We start from the raw sequence: 17,077 nt of genomic DNA on the forward strand, positions 1-17,077 counted from the left end.
CATGCTCGCTCCTACAGGGTGGATCTTTGTTAATCCAGTGGCATCACGGTGACCCGGACTTCGGGATCATGGTTGCCGCCCCCCAGAATCACCCCCCGCAGCGGCGAAACATCAGAGAAATCCCGCCCCCAGGCCAAGGTGATGTGTTCGAGTGCCGGCTGCACGTTGTTGGTCGGATCAAAATCCACCCACCCCAACACAGGGCAATACACCGAAACCCAGGCGTGCGAAGCATCGGCGCCGATCAGCCGTGGCTGCCCCGGTGGTGGCTGAGTCAGCAGGTAACCACTGATGTAACGAGCTGCCAACCCTCGGGAACGCACACACGCCAACATCAAGTGCGCAAAGTCCTGACAGACCCCACGCCGCCGCTCCAACACTTCCACCAAGGGTGTCGCCACTTGAGTCGCCTCGGCATCGAAGGTGAACTCGCTGAAAATCTTCTCCATCAGCGCCTGTACCCCGAACAACAACGGTCGGCCAGGCGAAAAGCAGCTGTGGGAAAACTCGACGAAATTGCGCTTCAAATGCACATAGGGCGATTCGAACCGGTAACGACTGGCTTCCAGCAATTCAGCAGACACCGGCAGACCACTGTAGGTCAGCGCATTGCGGGTCTCTTCCCATGCCGGTGATTTATTGAAGTCCAGGGTAGGCCTGGCCAGCACTTCGACCGTGAGGCTGGCGTTGACCAGCAACTCATCGTGCGGCCGCTCGAACGCCAGCCGCGTCAGCGGATTGCCGAACACGTCCAATTCGTCGCGCCGCGACGTCGGGTCCGGGCTGATCTGCAATTGCCGGGCAGAACAGCGCTGCCAGGCGCAGGGACGAGGCCACAGGTGCGCCAGTTGCTGCGCGAGGGACACCGGGCTGTCGTAGTGATAATGGGTGTCGTGGAAAATCTGGTAATGGGCGCTCATCAGACGGACACCGTACGCTGGCTGACATCATCGACATGCGCGAAATGGCGCAGCGCCAGGCGATCCGACACCTGACCGCTGGCATCGGCGATCTCTTGCAGTAAATTGGCCAAACCGTCGATGGCTGCACGAACGCTGGCTTCGCCGAACAGCGAGTTCTCCAGGCAACCCAGATCGAAGCGCGCCAGGCGCTCCACCAGCTGTGGCAACCCCGCTTCGCGAGGCACCCCGAAGTCATCGTTCAACCGTTTCAGGGTGCGGTTCACCAGTTTCAACTGGAACAACACGGCATGGGGGTTTTGCTCGTCGAGCAGCAACAGGTCGAGCACCGGAAGCAACTGTGCCACCGCCAGGTACCGCGAACGGTAAGTGATGCTGCTGTTACCCAGTTCCAGCAGCCATTCCAGCCCGGCCTGATCGAATGCGCCAGCCCCACGCAGGAACGCCGCCAGGCTGCCACTTAAAAACTGCAGTCGCTCGATCCGCCGACCGGTCATCAGGAAGCGCCAGCCTTCGTCCCGGGTCATGTCGTCCAGGGCAAAACCGGACAGCGCCGCCAGGGACATGACCAAGCGGTTGAGAAAATCCAGCAACTCGCCGAAATCCGGCTCTTCGGTTTCCAGTTCCATGGCTTCGCGCTGCAACTCGACCAGCGCCTGCCAGTTTTCCCGGGAAAGTTTGCCGCGCACCTGAGAAGCGGCCCACTGCAAACGCTGCAGGTTGGAACGCAGGCTGAACGGCCAGTCATCACCGAGCAGCGCCGCCAGCAGACGCTCGGGCAGCTCCCCTTCATCGGGCAGCAACATCAGCCGCTCGCCGAGATCGACTGCCGCCTGCAAGGCTTGCGGGTCATCGCCATCGACATAGCGCGCGAGCATGATTCGCAACAAACGCGCGCTGTCATCGCAGCGCTCGCAATACCGGCCGAACCAGAACAGGTTTTCCACCACCCGCGAAGGTAGATACGGATCGCGCCGCACTAGATCGTGAACGCCTATATTGCGCTGGGCTTTCCACTGCTCGCCGCTGGGCGCGTGCTCACCGAGGACCCAAGTATCTTTGCTCGCGCCACCGCGCTGCATCGACACCACTTCGGCATCCGCTTCAGCGGCCACCCGGGTCAGGCCGCCGGGCAACACCCGGTAACCTTCGCGACTGGCCACCGCATACACACGCATGCCAATCGCCCGAGGTTGCAACTGCCCGTCCTCGGCCTGCCAGACCGGCGCTTGGGAAAGCTGTGCGAGTTCTTGCGCGACATACGCGTACGGTCGAGCCTGCATGCGCTCTGCGAGGGATTGACGCTGTTTTTCACTCAAATCACGGCCAAATACAGGCGCGAAGCTTTGCGAGGGAAACGCGGGTTTAATCAGCAATTCCGGCAGTTTTTCCAAGGCCTGCGCCAGCACCGGCGCCTCGCCACACCACCACGTTGCGATGGACGGCAAAATCAGTTCCTCACCGAAAAGGAACTGATTGATCCTCGGCAGAAAGCCCAACAGCCCCGGCGACTCCAGTACGCCGCTGCCCAGAGCATTGGCCACCAGCACCCGCCCCTGACGTACGGCTTCGAGCAGGCCCGGTACGCCAAGGGCCGAGTCCGTGCGCAGCTCCAATGGATCGCAGAAGTCGTCATCGAGCCGACGCATGATCGCGTGGACACGGCGCAATCCGCTGAGGGTTTTCAGGTAGACCGTGGCATCGCGCACGGTCAGGTCGCCGCCCTCCACCAACGGATAACCCAGCTGGCGAGCCAGATAAAGATGTTCGAAATAGCTTTCGTTGAAACGTCCCGGCGTCAGCAACACCACCAAAGGCGCCTCGTCGTCGCTCGGCGCCTGGCGGGCGAGGGTTTCCTGCAGGGTGCGGAAAAAACCGGCCAGGTGCTGCACTTTCAAATCGCGGTACAACTCGGGAAAGGCCCGGGACACGATTGTGCGACTTTCCAGCGCATAGCCCGCGCCGGACGGCGCTTGAGTGCGGTCCGCCGTGACCCACCAGCGACCGTCTGGCGTGCGCGCCAGATCCACCGCATACAGATGCATAAAGGCCCCGTCGGGCGGCGTAATGCCCTGACAGGGCCAAAGGAAGTTGTTGTGGCCGAATACCAGTTCGGCAGGCAGCAGACCTTCGGCGATCAAGCGTTGCGGACCATACAGATCCGCCAACACGGCGTTCAACAGACGGGCCCGTTGAGCAATCCCGGCTGACAGTTGCGCCCACTCATCCGCGGCAATCACATGCGGCAGCAGATCGAGTTCCCATGGCCGATCCGCGCCCTTGGGGTCGGCGTAGACGTTATAGGTCACGCCGTTTTCCTGGATCTGCCGGGTCAGCAGTGCCTGACGCTGCACCAATTGCGTTGGCGTGCTGCGTTGCAATTGGTCGAACAACCGCCGCCAATGCGGGCGCACGGCTCCGCTGGCGTCGAGCAGTTCGTGATAAGTGCCCGCCGTCAGCGGGTAGCGGTCAAGCAGGTCAGGCATGGAAAGCTCGGCGGACAGCAGGGAACGGTCAGACTAACGCAGGCTCATGACGCCCGGATAGACGAAAAACCCGAGCGTCGCGTACGGTTTAGAAACGTCGTAAATCGAGTGTCATCGGCAGCTCGTCGTTAATGTCCAGAATCGGTACAGGCAGTTTCCCCGGGCTATGTCCGATGCGGAAAAACCGTGCCATTCGCCGGCTCTCGGCCTCATTGGCGTTAACGGGCAAGCTGTCGTAGTTGCGCCCGCCGGGATGGGCGACGTGGTACTGACAACCACCCAGCGAGCGTTGCATCCAGGTGTCGAGCAGGTCGAACACCAGTGGCGCGTGCACAGGAATCGTCGGTTGCAGGCAGTTGGCCGGTTGCCAGGCACGGAATCGCACGCCGGCCACACATTCGCCGACGCGCCCGGTGGGCTGCAGCGGCACCGGAACGCCGTTGCACGTCAGCAAGTAACGCTGCGGCGGCAGACCTTTGAGCTTGACCTGTAACCGCTCAAGGGATGAGTCGACGTAACGCACCGTGCCGCCGACCGCACCTTCTTCGCCGAGCACATGCCAAGGCTCCAGCGCCTGGCGCAACTCCAGCTCGATGCCACTGACGGCGTAGTCGCCGACCTTGGGAAAACGAAACTCCAGATGCGCCGCGAACCACTCGGCGCGCACGGGATAACCTGCGGCGTTGAGCTCGACGATCACATCCGCAAAGTCCTGTTCAATGAAGTGCGGCAACAGGAAGCGATCGTGCAGCTCCGTGCCCCAGCGGGCCAGTTTCGGCGGCGCATACGGCTCACGCCAGAACCGCGCGACCAGCGCCCGCAGCAACAACTGTTGGGCCAGACTCATGCGCGCATGAGGCGGCATTTCGAAGGCACGCAACTCGAGCAGCCCCAGGCGACCGGTCGCACCGTCCGGTGAATAGAGTTTATCGATGCAGAATTCGGCGCGATGGGTGTTGCCGGTGACGTCGATCAGCAGATTGCGCAACAGCCGGTCCACCAGCCACGGCGCGCATTCTTCGCCCGGTTCAGGCATCTGGGCGAAGGCGATTTCCAGTTCATACAGCGCATCGTTGCGCGCTTCATCGACACGCGGCGCCTGAGAGGTCGGGCCGATGAACAATCCGGAGAACAGGTAAGACAAAGATGGGTGGTTATGCCAGTAGCTGATCAGGCTGCGCAGCAAATCCGGGCGGCGCAGAAACGGCGAGTCTGCCGGTGTCGCGCCACCCAGTACGAAATGGTTACCGCCGCCGGTGCCGGTGTGACGGCCGTCGATCATGAATTTCTCGGTGGTCAGCCGGGTCTGGCGCGCTTCTTCGTACAGAAACTCGGTGCGCTCGACCAATTCGTCCCACGTTGCGGAGGGCTGCACGTTGACTTCAATTACGCCCGGATCCGGGGTGATGCGGAAATTGCTCAGGCGCGGATCGCTCGGCGGCTCATAGCCTTCCAGCAACACCGGGCAACGCAGCTCCTCGGCCGTGGCCTCGATGGCGGTGACCAGTTCGAGATAGTCCTCGACCCGTTCCAGCGGCGGCATGAACAGGTATAACCGCCCTTCCCTGGCCTCGGCGCAGAACGCCGTGCGAGTCAGCCAGTCAGCGGACTCGTCGATCTTCGGTTCACGCTCAACCGCCTCGGCTGGTGAACCTGGACTGTTCAACGCCATGGTGTCGGGAAGCGGTGGAAAGTCCTGGTTCGGATCGTTGGGATGGATGAACGGATATTCAGCCGCTTTCACCCATGGCTGCGAGCCGAGCGGCAAGCGGTAACCCAGTGGCGAATCCCCAGGCACCAACCGGCAATGCTCATCGCGCAGGTACCAGCGACCGCTTTGCCATTGATCGCCCTTGGCGGTACGCGCCAGTGGCAGCACCTGGCCGATGACCTTATCGAGGCCCTGACTGAACACTTTGCGCAAACGCGCCCGTTCCAGCGGTTCTTCCAGACGTGAGTCTTCGGCGCTGACGTTCTGCGGCAACGTCCCCTCGCGCCAGAGGTAATAGAAGTTGTCTTCGTAGGCGGGGAATACAAACCGCGTCGGAATTTTCAGGCGTTCGGCCACACTCGCGAGAAAACGTCCGGCCAGTGCGCCATCGGCGCCGTAGTCTTCCTGCTCGTCGGCGATCAACGCGCTGTTGTGCCAGATCGGTACGCCGTCGCGGCGCCAGTAGCAGTTCAGTGACCAACGCGGCAGTTGTTCACCGGGGTACCACTTGCCCTGACCGAAATGCACCAGCCCTTTGGGCGCGTAATGCTTGCGCATGCGCTGGAACAGCTCGGCGGACAGACGACGCTTGTCCGGACCGAGCGCGGCGGTATTCCACTCGGCGCCGTCGGGGTCATCGATGGAGACGAACGTCGGCTCGCCGCCCATCGTCAGGCGCACGTCACCTTCCAGCAAGTCGGCATCGATCTGTCGGCCAAGTGCCTGGATCGCCAGCCATTGGTCTTCGGAGTAAGGCTTGGTGACGCGGGGCGCTTCCCAAATCCGCTCCACGGACATTTCGTGGGTGAACTCACACTCGCAGGGTTCAACCAGACCGCTGATCGGTGCCGCAGAGCCTGGATCGGGGCTGCATGCCAACGGAATGTGCCCTTCACCGGCAAACAGCCCTGAGGTCGCGTCCAGGCCGATCCAGCCGGCACCGGGCAAATAGACCTCGCACCAGGCGTGCAGGTCGGTGAAGTCCACGTCAGTGCCCGATGGCCCGTCGAGGCTTTTGACGTCGGCGGTCAGCTGGATCAGGTAGCCAGAGACGAACCGCGCCGCCAGCCCGAGGTTGCGCAACAACTGCACCAGCAACCACGCCGAGTCGCGGCAGGAACCAGAGGCCTGTTCGAGGGTGTGTTCCGGCGTTTGCACGCCCGGCTCCATGCGAATCAGGTAGCCGATGTCTTCGCTGAGTCGCTGGTTGAGTGCGACGAGGAAATCCACGCTGGGCAGCGGTGTACGGTCGATGCCCTCCAGGTAAGCCTTGAACCGGGGCGTCAGCGGCAGCGTTTCGAGGTACGGCGCCAGTTCCTTGCGCTCATCTGAGGCGTAGGTGAAGGGAATTTTTTCGGCGTAGGGTTCGAGGAAGAAGTCGAACGGATTGAAGACCGCCATCTCAGCCAGCAAATCGACTTCGATCCGCAGCTCCGTCGTTTTTTCCGGGAACACCAACCGCGCCAGGTAGTTGCCCTGGGGGTCTTGCTGCCAGTTGATGAAATGCTGCTCGGGCGAGACTTTCAGCGCATAGGACAGTATCCGCGTGCGGCTGTGGGCGGCCGGGCGCAGGCGAACGATCTGCGGACCGAGCTCGACGGCGTGGTCGTAGCGGTAATGCGTGACGTGGTGCAATGCGACATGAATCGACACGGCGTGCCTCCTGCGAGCCCTAAGCGTATTGGAAAGCGCGCAAGACTTATGCCATCCAGTGGCGCTGGCGCTTTCTTCGGTTGCCTGAGGCAGTACAGCACCAAAATCGGGCGATGCAGGAAATTGATTGGGGAGAGTTGCACGCAAATGTTGCGATCGCGGGTCGCCTGCCAGTTTTTGCATTGGCTGTACCGGCCCCATCGCGAGCAGGCTCGCTCCCACAGGGGAACGCATTTCACTGTGGGAGTGAGCCTGCTCGCGATGAGGCCAGTCGTCACACCAGTTATCTGGATCCTGTAACAATCTGTTTGTTCGCACACACAAAAACGCCAACCCGGGGGTTGGCGTTCTGTTCAGCTCAAGCAGCGCTTAGCGCGGTACAACCGGCTTGCGGGCAGGCTTGGGCCCTTTGCCTTTGGCTGCGTCCTTGCGCTCCTTGGCCGCCTGCTGGTTGCGGGCGAACGCCGCAGCCTTGGCCTGTTCACGCTTGTCCCACGGGTTGCCGCCATCGCTGGCGCGAGGTGGCAGGCCGGTGTGCTGGGTCAGGATCTTGGTGGTCTTCTCACCCGCCACCTTGTGGCTACCGGCCGGTGTCGAGTTCTTGCGACGGGCGCTCTGGTAGCTGTCGGTCGCCGGCTGATGCAGCGGAATCAACTGGTTCTTGCCCGGCCCGATCAGATCGGCACGGCCCATGCGGGTCAGCGCTTCGCGCAACATCGGCCAGCCTTTCGGGTCGTGATAACGCAAGAACGCCTTGTGCAAACGACGTTGCTCTTCGCTCTTGACGATGGTCACGGCGTCGCTCTTGTAAGTGACCTTGCGCAACGGGTTCTTGCCCGAGTGGTACATCGCGGTGGCGGTGGCCATCGGCGACGGGTAGAACGCCTGCACCTGGTCGGCACGGAAGCCGTTGCCCTTGAGCCACAGGGCCAGGTTCATCATGTCTTCGTCGGTGGTGCCCGGGTGGGCGGCGATGAAGTAAGGAATCAGGTACTGCTCTTTCCCGGCTTCCTTGGAGTACTTCTCGAACATGCGCTTGAACTTGTCATAGCTGCCGATGCCCGGTTTCATCATCTGGTTGAGCGGACCTTCCTCGGTGTGTTCCGGGGCGATCTTCAGGTAACCACCGACGTGGTGGGTCACCAGTTCCTTGACGTACTCCGGCGACTCGACCGCGAGGTCGTAGCGCAGGCCGGAAGCGATCAGGATCTTCTTCACACCCGGCAATGCACGGGCGCTGCGATACAACTGGATCAGCGAAGAGTGATCGGTGTTCAGGTTCGGGCAGATGCCGGGGAACACGCATGACGGTTTGCGGCACGCGGATTCGATTTCCGGGCTCTTGCAGGCGATGCGGTACATGTTCGCCGTCGGGCCGCCGAGGTCGGAAATGACGCCGGTGAAGCCCGGGACCTTGTCGCGGATCTCTTCGATTTCGCGAATGATCGACTCTTCGGAACGGTTCTGGATGATGCGGCCTTCGTGCTCGGTGATCGAGCAGAAGGTGCAGCCGCCGAAGCAGCCACGCATGATGTTCACCGAGAAACGGATCATGTCGTAGGCCGGAATTTTTTCCTTGCCGTACGCCGGGTGCGGAATGCGCGCATAGGGCATGCCGAACACGTAGTCCATTTCTTCGGTGGTCATCGGAATCGGCGGCGGGTTGAACCAGACGTCGACTTCGCCATGCTTCTGCACCAGCGCGCGGGCGTTGCCCGGGTTGGTTTCCAGGTGAAGCACGCGGTTGGCGTGAGCGTAGAGCACCGCGTCGCCACGGACTTTTTCGACCGATGGCAGACGGATCACGGTCTTGTCACGGGTCATTTTCGGGCTGGCCAGAATCTGTACGACCTTGGCTTCGCTCGGGTCTTCAACCGGCCCCTTCTCCTGCTCGATCGCACAGGCCTGGGTGTCCTGGGTGTTCACGTACGGGTTGATGATCTTGTCGATCTTGCCCGGACGGTCGATGCGCGTGGAATCGACTTCGTACCAGTCTTTTGGCGTGTCGCGACGAATGAACGCGGTGCCGCGAACGTCGGTGATGTCTTCGATCTTGTGACCGTAGGACAGACGCTGGGCGACTTCGACGATCGCACGCTCGGCGTTGCCGTAGAGCAGGATGTCGGCGCAGGCGTCGATCAGGATCGAGTTGCGCACCCGGTCCTGCCAGTAATCATAGTGAGCGATGCGGCGCAGGGAGGCTTCGATGCCACCGAGCACGATCGGCACGTCCTTATAGGCTTCCTTGCAGCGCTGGCTGTAAACCAGGCTCGCACGGTCCGGACGTTTGCCCGCCAGGCCGCCGGGGGTGTAGGCGTCGTCGGAACGGATTTTCTTGTCGGCGGTGTAGCGGTTGATCATCGAGTCCATGTTGCCGGCCGCGACGCCGAAGAACAGATTCGGCTCGCCGAGTTTCATGAAGTCGTCTTTGGACTGCCAGTTCGGCTGGGCAATGATCCCGACGCGGAAGCCCTGGGACTCCAGCAGCCGGCCGATAATCGCCATGCCGAACGACGGATGGTCAACGTACGCATCACCGGTGACGATGATGATGTCGCAGGAATCCCAGCCAAGCTGATCCATCTCCTCCCTGCTCATTGGCAGGAATGGCGCTGGACCGAAACATTCGGCCCAGTACTTGGGATAGTCAAATAACGGCTTGGCTGTTTGCATGACGATGACCGGTGTTGAGATGAAAAATCGCGGGCGCGGAATATAGCACAAAAAATAACCAATTCCGACGGCTATGGTCGGAAATAACGCTGGGTCCTGTAGGAGCGAGCCTGCTCGCGATGGACGTTAACGATAACGCGCCCATCCTGGATGAACGCAGCGCCCTCAAGCTTTTCGCGAGCAAGCTCGCTCCTCCAGTGGCAGGGTTACTCGTCGTCGAAGTTGTAGCTGCCCGGCGCAAGGTTTTCGAAGCGGGTGTACTTGCCGATGAACGCCAGGCGCGACGTACCGATCGGGCCGTTCCGCTGCTTGCCGATGATGATCTCGGCGATGCCTTTATGCTCGGTTTCCGGGTGGTACACCTCGTCCCGGTAAACGAACATGATCACGTCAGCATCCTGCTCGATCGCTCCGGATTCCCGAAGGTCGGAGTTGATCGGGCGTTTGTTCGGTCGTTGCTCCAGGGAGCGGTTGAGCTGGGACAACGCCACGACCGGGCAGTTGAATTCCTTGGCCAGGGCTTTCAAGGAACGGGAGATCTCGGAAATCTCGTTGGTCCGGTTGTCGCCGCCCGAGCCTGGAATCTGCATCAGTTGCAGGTAGTCGATCATGATCAGGGCAACATCGCCATGCTCACGCACCAGACGCCGGGTCCGCGCGCGCATCTCCGACGGGCTGATACCGGCCGTATCGTCGATGAACAATTTGCGGTCATTGAGCAGGTTGACCGCCGAGGTCAGGCGCGGCCAATCATCGTCATCCAGGCGACCGGCACGGACCTTGGTCTGGTCGATGCGGCCCAGGGACGACAACATACGCATGATCAGCGATTCGCCTGGCATCTCCAGCGAGTAAACCAGTACGCATTTGTCGCTGCGCAACACGGCGTTTTCCACCAGGTTCATCGCGAAGGTGGTTTTACCCATCGACGGACGACCGGCGACGATGATCAAGTCGGCCGGCTGCAGGCCGCTGGTCTTCTCGTCGAGGTCGGTGTAACCGGTGGACAGGCCGGTGATGGCGTTGTCGGTGTTGAACAGGGTGTCGATGCGGTCGATGGCCTTGGTCAGCAGGTCATTCACGCTCACCGGGCCGCCGGTTTTTGGCCGGGCCTCGGCGATCTGGAAGATCTGCCGCTCGGCTTCGTCGAGGATCTCTTCCGCCGTGCGCCCTTCCGGGTTGAAGGCGCTGTCGGCAATCTCGGTGGCAATACCGATCAACTGGCGCAAGGTCGCCCGTGCGCGGACGATCTGGGCGTAGGCCTTGATATTGGCGACGGACGGCGTGTTTTTCGCCAGCTCGCCGAGGTAACCGAGGCCGCCGACTTGCGAGGTCTGACCTTCCTTGTCCAGTTGCTCGGCAAGGGTCACGACGTCGATCGGGGAGTTCTGGTCGGCGAGTTTGGCGATCGCGCGGAAAATCAGGCGGTGGTCATGTCGATAGAAATCGCCGTCGGAGACTTGATCGAGCACACGTTCCCAGGCGTTGTTGTCCAGCATCAGACCACCGAGCACGGCCTGTTCGGCCTCGATGGAATGCGGCGGCACCTTCAGGGCAGCGGTTTGCAGATCGTATTGCTCGGGAGCGGAGATTTCGTTCATGGCCACTTGGAATTAGGGGTTACAGAAAGACAAAGGGCACGACCTGTAAACAGGATCGTGCCCGATGTTACCGGCAAGCACCCGAGGGTGCCAGCCGACAAGTGCTGCTTAAGCTGCTACCACGACAACGCGTACGGTGGCTTCAACTTCGGCGTGCAGGTGCACGGCTACGTCGAATTCGCCTACGTTGCGGATGGTGCCGTTCGGCAGACGAACTTCGCTTTTTGCAACTTCAACGCCAGAGGCGGTCAGTGCATCAGCGATGTCGTGAGTACCGATCGAACCGAACAGCTTGCCTTCGTCACCAGCGGTGGCAGTGATAGTCACTTCCAGCTCAGCCAGTTGGGCGGCACGGCTTTCAGCCGAAGTTTTACGGTCTGCTGCGGCTTTTTCCAGCTCAGCGCGACGCTCTTCGAACGCAGCCAGGTTGGCAGCGGTCGCAGCGGTAGCTTTGCCGTAAGGCAGCAGGTAGTTACGACCGTAACCAGCCTTAACGTTCACTTTGTCACCCAGGTTGCCCAGGTTGGTGACTTTTTCCAGAAGGATCAGTTGCATGTGAAAATCCTCTTAACTTTTAACCTTCACCGTTCGCGCTATCGGCGTCTTTCGGCGCCGAACGACCGCGAAAATCAATCAGGCTGTCGACGATGGCCAAGACCACCAGCAACGGATAGATCAGCTGCATAAACAGCAACAGCGTGACGTACAACCCCACCAGCCAGAACCTGGCCAGTCGCTTTTGCGCCACCAGCCCGTGAATCAAGGCCAGCCCGGCGAACACCAGCGGTACACTGCACAACGGCGTCAACATGGCCATCTGTGGACCGAGATTCGGCCCCAGAAGCATCAACGCCAGCAGTAACATCGCCAGCCCCAGCGGGAATCGAATGGCGCGAAACTCGCGACCAAAACCACCCGGGTTGTACAACAACGCCTGCCAGTAGCGCCCGACAATCAGGCTCAGCACACTGACGATTTGTAACAAGGCCGCAATCAGGCCGGTCAGGACCGGTGCAATCAGGGACGCAAAGCGCGCTTGCTCATCTACCGACAACTTCTCGTAGACATCACCGAGGAGCGACGGCATGACTTTTATCAAAGCCTGCGCCAGCATCTCGATTTGGGGACCAAAAGCCGTCCCCAGCACCACTGAAAACACCACTCCCATCGCTATGCTGACCAGCAGCACGCGGTTCCAGGACTCACTTGCGCGCAAAACCAACGCAAGGCTCCAAGACCCCAGCAACACCAGAAGTGCGCGTGGGTCATCGGCGTACAGCCACCAGATCAATGCCGGCAGCAGTCCCAGAGCAAGAACACCGAGGGCGTCCTTCAATCCGCGCCGCAGGAGCACAAGGCATCCAGCGGCAGCACCCAACCAATACAACAACGGCAACGTTACGCATCCAGCCACTACAAGAGTGGCCTGCATACGGCCTCGCATGATGAACTCAGCTATGGCACGCATGCATTCAATCCTTTGCTACGTGTCGACTGCCCGGTCTCAGCGGCCGTGGCTGTCGGTGTAGGCCAGCAGGGCCAGGAAGCGGGCGCGCTTGATAGCGGTGGCCAGCTGACGCTGATAACGTGCTTTGGTACCGGTGATACGGCTTGGAACGATTTTGCCGGTCTCGGATACGTAAGCTTTCAGAGTGTTGAGATCTTTGTAATCGATCTCTTTCACGTCTTCAGCGGTGAAGCGGCAGAATTTACGACGACGGAAGAAACGTGCCATTTGATAGGCTCCTTAAAAGGTCCGTGGATTACTCGTCAGCGTTATCGCTGTTGTCGCTGTCATCACTGTCAACGCCTTCGGCGTCGGAGTGCTCAGGACGGTCGCGACGCTCACGGCGCTCACTGCGGTTTTCTTCAGCCTTGAGCATCTCGGATTGGCCGGTAACGGCTTCTTCGCGACGGATGACCAGGTTACGGATCACTGCATCGTTGTAGCGGAAGTTGTCTTCCAGCTCGGCCAGGGCCTTGCCAGTGCACTCAACGTTCAGCATCACGTAGTGAGCCTTGTGAACATTGTTGATTGCGTAGGCCAGTTGACGACGGCCCCAATCTTCCAGACGGTGGATTTTGCCGCCGTCTTCTTCGATCAGCTTGGTGTAACGCTCAACCATGCCGCCGACTTGCTCGCTTTGATCCGGGTGGACCAAAAAGATGATTTCGTAATGACGCATGAATGCTCCTTACGGGTTGTAGCCTGCCGCTCAAAAGCGGTCAGACAAGGAGTGAATGACACTTATGGACTTGCTGGCGATGGACACATGCGTGCCTGCCGTCACAGCAAGGGGCGCAATTGTAGAGAAGGGACAGGAGAGGTGCAAGGCAATTGGTGATTATTTGAACAACCCCCAAGCTTTGTCATGGCACAAACCACTGTGGGAGCGAGACCGGCTTGCCGGCGATGAGGTTGCAACATTCAACATTGATGCTGAATGTTATTACGCCATCGCGAGCAGGCTCGCTCCCACAGGGACTACAACTGACTTAAGACTTTTTACCGGCCGCGGCAGCTTTTACGCTGCGCTGACGCTGGGCTTCGAACAGGCAAACGCCCGTCGCCACGGAAACGTTGAGGCTGCTGACGCTACCGGTCATCGGCAAATGCACCAGGTAGTCGCAAAGATCGCGGGTCAGGCGACGCATGCCGCTGCCTTCAGCACCCATGATCAGAATGGTCGGACCGGTCATGTCTTGCTGATACAGACTCTGTTCAGCCTCGCCCGCCGTACCGACGACCCACAAACCGCGCTGCTTGAGCTTTTCAAGCGTGCGCGCCAGGTTGGTCACGGCGACCAACGGAATCACTTCCGCCGCGCCACAGGCGACTTTTCGTACCGTCGGGGTCAGCGTGGCCGACTTGTCCTTCGGAACGATCACCGCCAGTGCGCCCGCCGCATCGGCAGAACGCAGGCAAGCGCCGAGGTTATGCGGATCGGTCACGCCGTCGAGCACCAACAACAGCGGCGCGCCTTCGGTGCGATCAAGCAGCTCGTCGAGCATGGCTTCGCCCCAGACCTGGCTCGGGCTCACGTCCGCCACCACGCCCTGGTGCACGCCTTCAACCCAGGCATCCAGCTCACGGCGCTCGGCATTGCCAACCGGCACACGATTTTCGGCCGCGAGGGCGATCAAGGTTTGAACACGCGGTTCGCTGCGACCTTCCGCCAGCCAGATCTGCTTGACGCGTTTCGGGTGGTGACGCAGCAACGCCTCTACAGCGTGCACGCCGTAGATCTTTTCCAACTGACTCATGACTTGGCCTTCGGTTTACGCGCCCCGCCGCTTTTGGCAGCTGGAGCAGCGCCCGCTTTTGGCGGGCCTTTACGATGTTTGCTCGGTTTGGCTGGCTTGCTGCCGGAGGCCTTTTCAGGCGCCGACCGTCCGGTCTTTCCCCCAGACGCCGCTTTACCGCCGCTTTTCGCTTCAGACAGCAACGCCTGCTTCAATTCACGGCTTTTGCGCAGCTCGGCGTTTTTGGCCGCAGCATCGCTCGGGCGATAGGCTTCGACCGCCTTCTCTTTGGCAGGACGACGACCGGTTTTCGCTGGCGCCGGCTCTGCTGCCGCTGCGGTTTTGGCCGCCGGCGCAGTCGTTTCGGTGCCACGTTTCTTGCGGCCGATCGGTGCACTGATGGTTTTTTCGGCCATCTCGAAGTCGATCTTGCGCTCGTCGAGGTCGACGCGCATGACGCGCACTTCGACGGTATCACCAAGACGGAAGCTGCGACCGGTGCGCTCGCCCGCCAGGCGGTGATGCACTGGGTCGAAGTGATAGTAATCACCCGGCAGCGCGGTCACGTGAACCAGGCCTTCGACGTAGATATCGGTCAGCTCGACGAACAGGCCAAAACCGGTCACGGCGGTGATCACACCCGGGAACGATTCGCCCACGCGGTCTTTCATGAACTCGCATTTGAGCCAGTTCACCACGTCGCGGGTCGCTTCGTCGGCACGGCGTTCGCTCATCGAGCACTGCTCGCCGAGTTGCTCCAGCGCCGCTTCGTCGTACGGATAGATACGCGCTTTCGGAATGGTCATCGCGCCGGCACGGCGAACGTGCGGGGTGTCCTGTTTCGAGTGGATGACGCTGCGGATTGCCCGGTGAGTGAGCAAGTCCGGGTAGCGACGGATCGGCGAAGTGAAGTGGGTATAGGCTTCGTAATTCAGGCCGAAGTGACCCTGGTTATCAGCGCTGTACACCGCTTGGCTCAACGAACGCAGCATGACGGTCTGGATCAGGTGGAAATCCGGACGATCCTTGATGCTGGCCAGCAAAGCCTGGTAATCCTTCGGCGACGGGCCGTCCTTGCCTTTGTGCAGGGACAGGCCGAGCTCGCCCAGGAAGGCACGCAGCTTTTCCAGACGCTCCGGCGGCGGGCCGTTGTGGACGCGATACAACGCAGGAATTTCGTGCTTTTTCAGGAATTCGGCAGTGGCCACGTTGGCCGCCAGCATGCATTCCTCGATCAGTTTGTGCGCATCATTACGAACGGTCGGGCGGATTTCGGCGATCTTGCGCTCGGCGCCGAAGATGATGCGGGTTTCCTGCGTTTCGAAATCGATCGCGCCACGCACGTGACGAGCGCCCAACAGCACTTTGTACAGCGCGTAAAGCTGCTTCAGGTGCGGCAGAACATCGTTGTACTCGCCGCGCAGCTGACGCGCCTCGGTGAGTTTCGGCGTTTCCAGCATCGCGCTGACCTTGTTGTAGGTCAGGCGGGCGTGGGAGTGAATCACCGCTTCATAGAAGCAGTAGTCGGTCATCTCGCCGGACTTGGAGATGGTCATCTCGCAAACCATGGCCAGACGATCGACGTGCGGGTTCAGCGAGCACAGGCCGTTGGACAGCTGCTCAGGCAGCATCGGCACCACGCGCTCGGGGAAGTACACGGAGTTGCCTCGAACCTGGGATTCGTTATCCAGGGCCGAGCCGATTTTCACGTAGCTGGAAACGTCGGCAATCGCCACATACAACTTCCAGCCACCGGAGAACAGGCGCAGCTTGCCCGGCTTGGCTTCGCAGTAAACCGCGTCATCGAAGTCGCGCGCATCTTCACCGTCGATGGTCACGAACGGCAGATGGCGCAGGTCAATGCGCTTCTCTTTGTCCTTCTCTTCGACTTCCGGCTTGAGCTTGGCGGCCTCTTTCAGGACCGCTTCCGGCCAGACGTGGGGGATATCGTACGCGCGCAAGGCGACATCGATTTCCATGCCCGGCGCCATGTAGTTGCCCACGACTTCAACCACGTCGCCTTGCGGCTGGAAGCGTGGCGTCGGCCAGTGAGTGATCTTCACTTCGACGAACTGGCCGATCTGGGCATTGGCGTTGCGACCCGGCGTCACCAGCACTTCTTGCTGGATCTTCGGATTGTCCGCAACGACGAAGCCGATACCGCCTTCTTCGAAGTAACGGCCAACGATGGTCTCGTGAGCACGGGAAACCACTTCGACGATCATGCCTTCACGGCGACCGCGACGGTCCAGGCCAGATACGCGGGCCAGGGCACGGTCGCCATCGAACACCAGGCGCATTTGCGCCGGGCTCATGAACAGGTCGTCACTGCCGTCGTCCGGGACCAGGAAGCCGAAGCCGTCACGGTGACCGCTGATGCGGCCAAGGATCAGGTCGAGCTTGTCCACCGGCGCATACGTGCCGCGACGGGTATAGATGAGTTGAGCATCGCGCTCCATGGCGCGCAGGCGGCGACGCAGGGCTTCGATCTGGTCTTCTGTGGTCAGACCAAATTCTTCGACCAGCTGTTCGCGGTTAGCAGGCGAACCTCGATCAGCAAGGTGCTGAAGGATCAGTTCGCGGCTAGGAATAGGGTTTTCATATTTTTCCGCTTCACGAGCGGCCTCGGGATCGAGGGACTGCCAATCGGCCATTAGAGAGTTTTCACCTTGTCTATATGCGGGTTAGTTTGGCATAGGCGTAATGAAACGGGAAATTTCAGGCTATCAGAGCCCTTCTGAAGCACTTTATCGACACCGAGAAGCTGTTTTGAATGCCACTGGTAGTTTT

The 17,077-nt window shown here is 60.6% G+C and carries 11 protein-coding genes; all 11 read right to left on the minus strand.

Translation table 11 applies throughout. The annotated features are described in order from the left end of the window. Positions 1-29: 29 nt before the first annotated feature. Entirely contained in the window at positions 30-920 is an 891-nt protein-coding gene (locus EJA72_RS22715; RefSeq protein ID WP_157713902.1) for a transglutaminase family protein, read from the minus strand. After that, the gene (locus EJA72_RS22720; RefSeq protein WP_157713904.1) at positions 920-3,406 is read right to left on the minus strand and encodes a circularly permuted type 2 ATP-grasp protein; all 2,487 of its coding nucleotides are present in this window, start codon (positions 3,404-3,406) and stop codon (positions 920-922) included. The genes EJA72_RS22715 and EJA72_RS22720 overlap by 1 nt, the downstream gene beginning before the upstream one ends. A gap of 88 nt (positions 3,407-3,494) precedes the next feature. Next, positions 3,495-6,770 carry a transglutaminase family protein gene (locus tag EJA72_RS22725; protein WP_178129532.1) on the minus strand — a complete coding sequence of 1,092 codons (3,276 nt, stop codon included), beginning with the start codon at positions 6,768-6,770 and terminating at the stop codon, positions 3,495-3,497. A gap of 369 nt (positions 6,771-7,139) precedes the next feature. Continuing rightward, positions 7,140-9,443, minus strand: a complete 2,304-nt coding sequence (locus EJA72_RS22730) for a YgiQ family radical SAM protein (protein WP_157713906.1) — start codon at positions 9,441-9,443, stop codon at positions 7,140-7,142. Positions 9,444-9,649: 206 nt separating this feature from the next. After that, positions 9,650-11,044, minus strand: coding sequence for a replicative DNA helicase (gene dnaB, locus EJA72_RS22735; RefSeq protein WP_157713908.1), 1,395 nt, complete (start codon positions 11,042-11,044; stop codon positions 9,650-9,652). 108 nt (positions 11,045-11,152) lie between these two features. Next, on the minus strand, positions 11,153-11,599 hold the full coding sequence (gene rplI / locus EJA72_RS22740) for a 50S ribosomal protein L9 (RefSeq protein WP_003197251.1): 447 nt from the start codon (positions 11,597-11,599) through the stop codon (positions 11,153-11,155). A gap of 19 nt (positions 11,600-11,618) precedes the next feature. Further along, a complete protein-coding gene (locus EJA72_RS22745) occupies positions 11,619-12,512 on the minus strand; it encodes a hypothetical protein (RefSeq protein ID WP_157713910.1) in 894 nt (297 codons plus the stop codon). 36 nt (positions 12,513-12,548) lie between these two features. Beyond that, on the minus strand, positions 12,549-12,779 hold the full coding sequence (gene rpsR / locus EJA72_RS22750; protein WP_002551829.1) for a 30S ribosomal protein S18: 231 nt from the start codon (positions 12,777-12,779) through the stop codon (positions 12,549-12,551). Positions 12,780-12,807: 28 nt separating this feature from the next. Next, a complete protein-coding gene (gene rpsF, locus EJA72_RS22755; RefSeq protein WP_007939579.1) occupies positions 12,808-13,230 on the minus strand; it encodes a 30S ribosomal protein S6 in 423 nt (140 codons plus the stop codon). 310 nt (positions 13,231-13,540) lie between these two features. After that, the gene (rlmB, locus tag EJA72_RS22760) at positions 13,541-14,308 is read right to left on the minus strand and encodes a 23S rRNA (guanosine(2251)-2'-O)-methyltransferase RlmB (protein ID WP_157713912.1); all 768 of its coding nucleotides are present in this window, start codon (positions 14,306-14,308) and stop codon (positions 13,541-13,543) included. Further along, complete coding sequence (rnr, locus tag EJA72_RS22765; protein WP_157713914.1) at positions 14,305-16,941, minus strand: ribonuclease R; 2,637 nt, start codon at positions 16,939-16,941, stop codon at positions 14,305-14,307. The genes rlmB and rnr overlap by 4 nt, the downstream gene beginning before the upstream one ends. Positions 16,942-17,077 lie beyond the last annotated feature (136 nt).

The organism is Pseudomonas sp. PB120 (assembly GCF_009761815.1).
Classification (GTDB): domain Bacteria; phylum Pseudomonadota; class Gammaproteobacteria; order Pseudomonadales; family Pseudomonadaceae; genus Aquipseudomonas.

Coding starts and splice junctions, on each gene's coding strand:
- rplI (WP_003197251.1), bottom strand. CDS start 11,599: ATGCAACTGATCCTTCTGGAAAAAGTCACCAACCTGGGCAACCTGGGT.
- rnr (WP_157713914.1), bottom strand. CDS start 16,941: ATGGCCGATTGGCAGTCCCTCGATCCCGAGGCCGCTCGTGAAGCGGAA.
- EJA72_RS22745 (WP_157713910.1), bottom strand. CDS start 12,512: ATGCGTGCCATAGCTGAGTTCATCATGCGAGGCCGTATGCAGGCCACT.
- rlmB (WP_157713912.1), bottom strand. CDS start 14,308: ATGAGTCAGTTGGAAAAGATCTACGGCGTGCACGCTGTAGAGGCGTTG.
- rpsR (WP_002551829.1), bottom strand. CDS start 12,779: ATGGCACGTTTCTTCCGTCGTCGTAAATTCTGCCGCTTCACCGCTGAA.
- dnaB (WP_157713908.1), bottom strand. CDS start 11,044: ATGAACGAAATCTCCGCTCCCGAGCAATACGATCTGCAAACCGCTGCC.
- EJA72_RS22715 (WP_157713902.1), bottom strand. CDS start 920: ATGAGCGCCCATTACCAGATTTTCCACGACACCCATTATCACTACGAC.
- EJA72_RS22720 (WP_157713904.1), bottom strand. CDS start 3,406: ATGCCTGACCTGCTTGACCGCTACCCGCTGACGGCGGGCACTTATCAC.
- EJA72_RS22730 (WP_157713906.1), bottom strand. CDS start 9,443: ATGCAAACAGCCAAGCCGTTATTTGACTATCCCAAGTACTGGGCCGAA.
- rpsF (WP_007939579.1), bottom strand. CDS start 13,230: ATGCGTCATTACGAAATCATCTTTTTGGTCCACCCGGATCAAAGCGAG.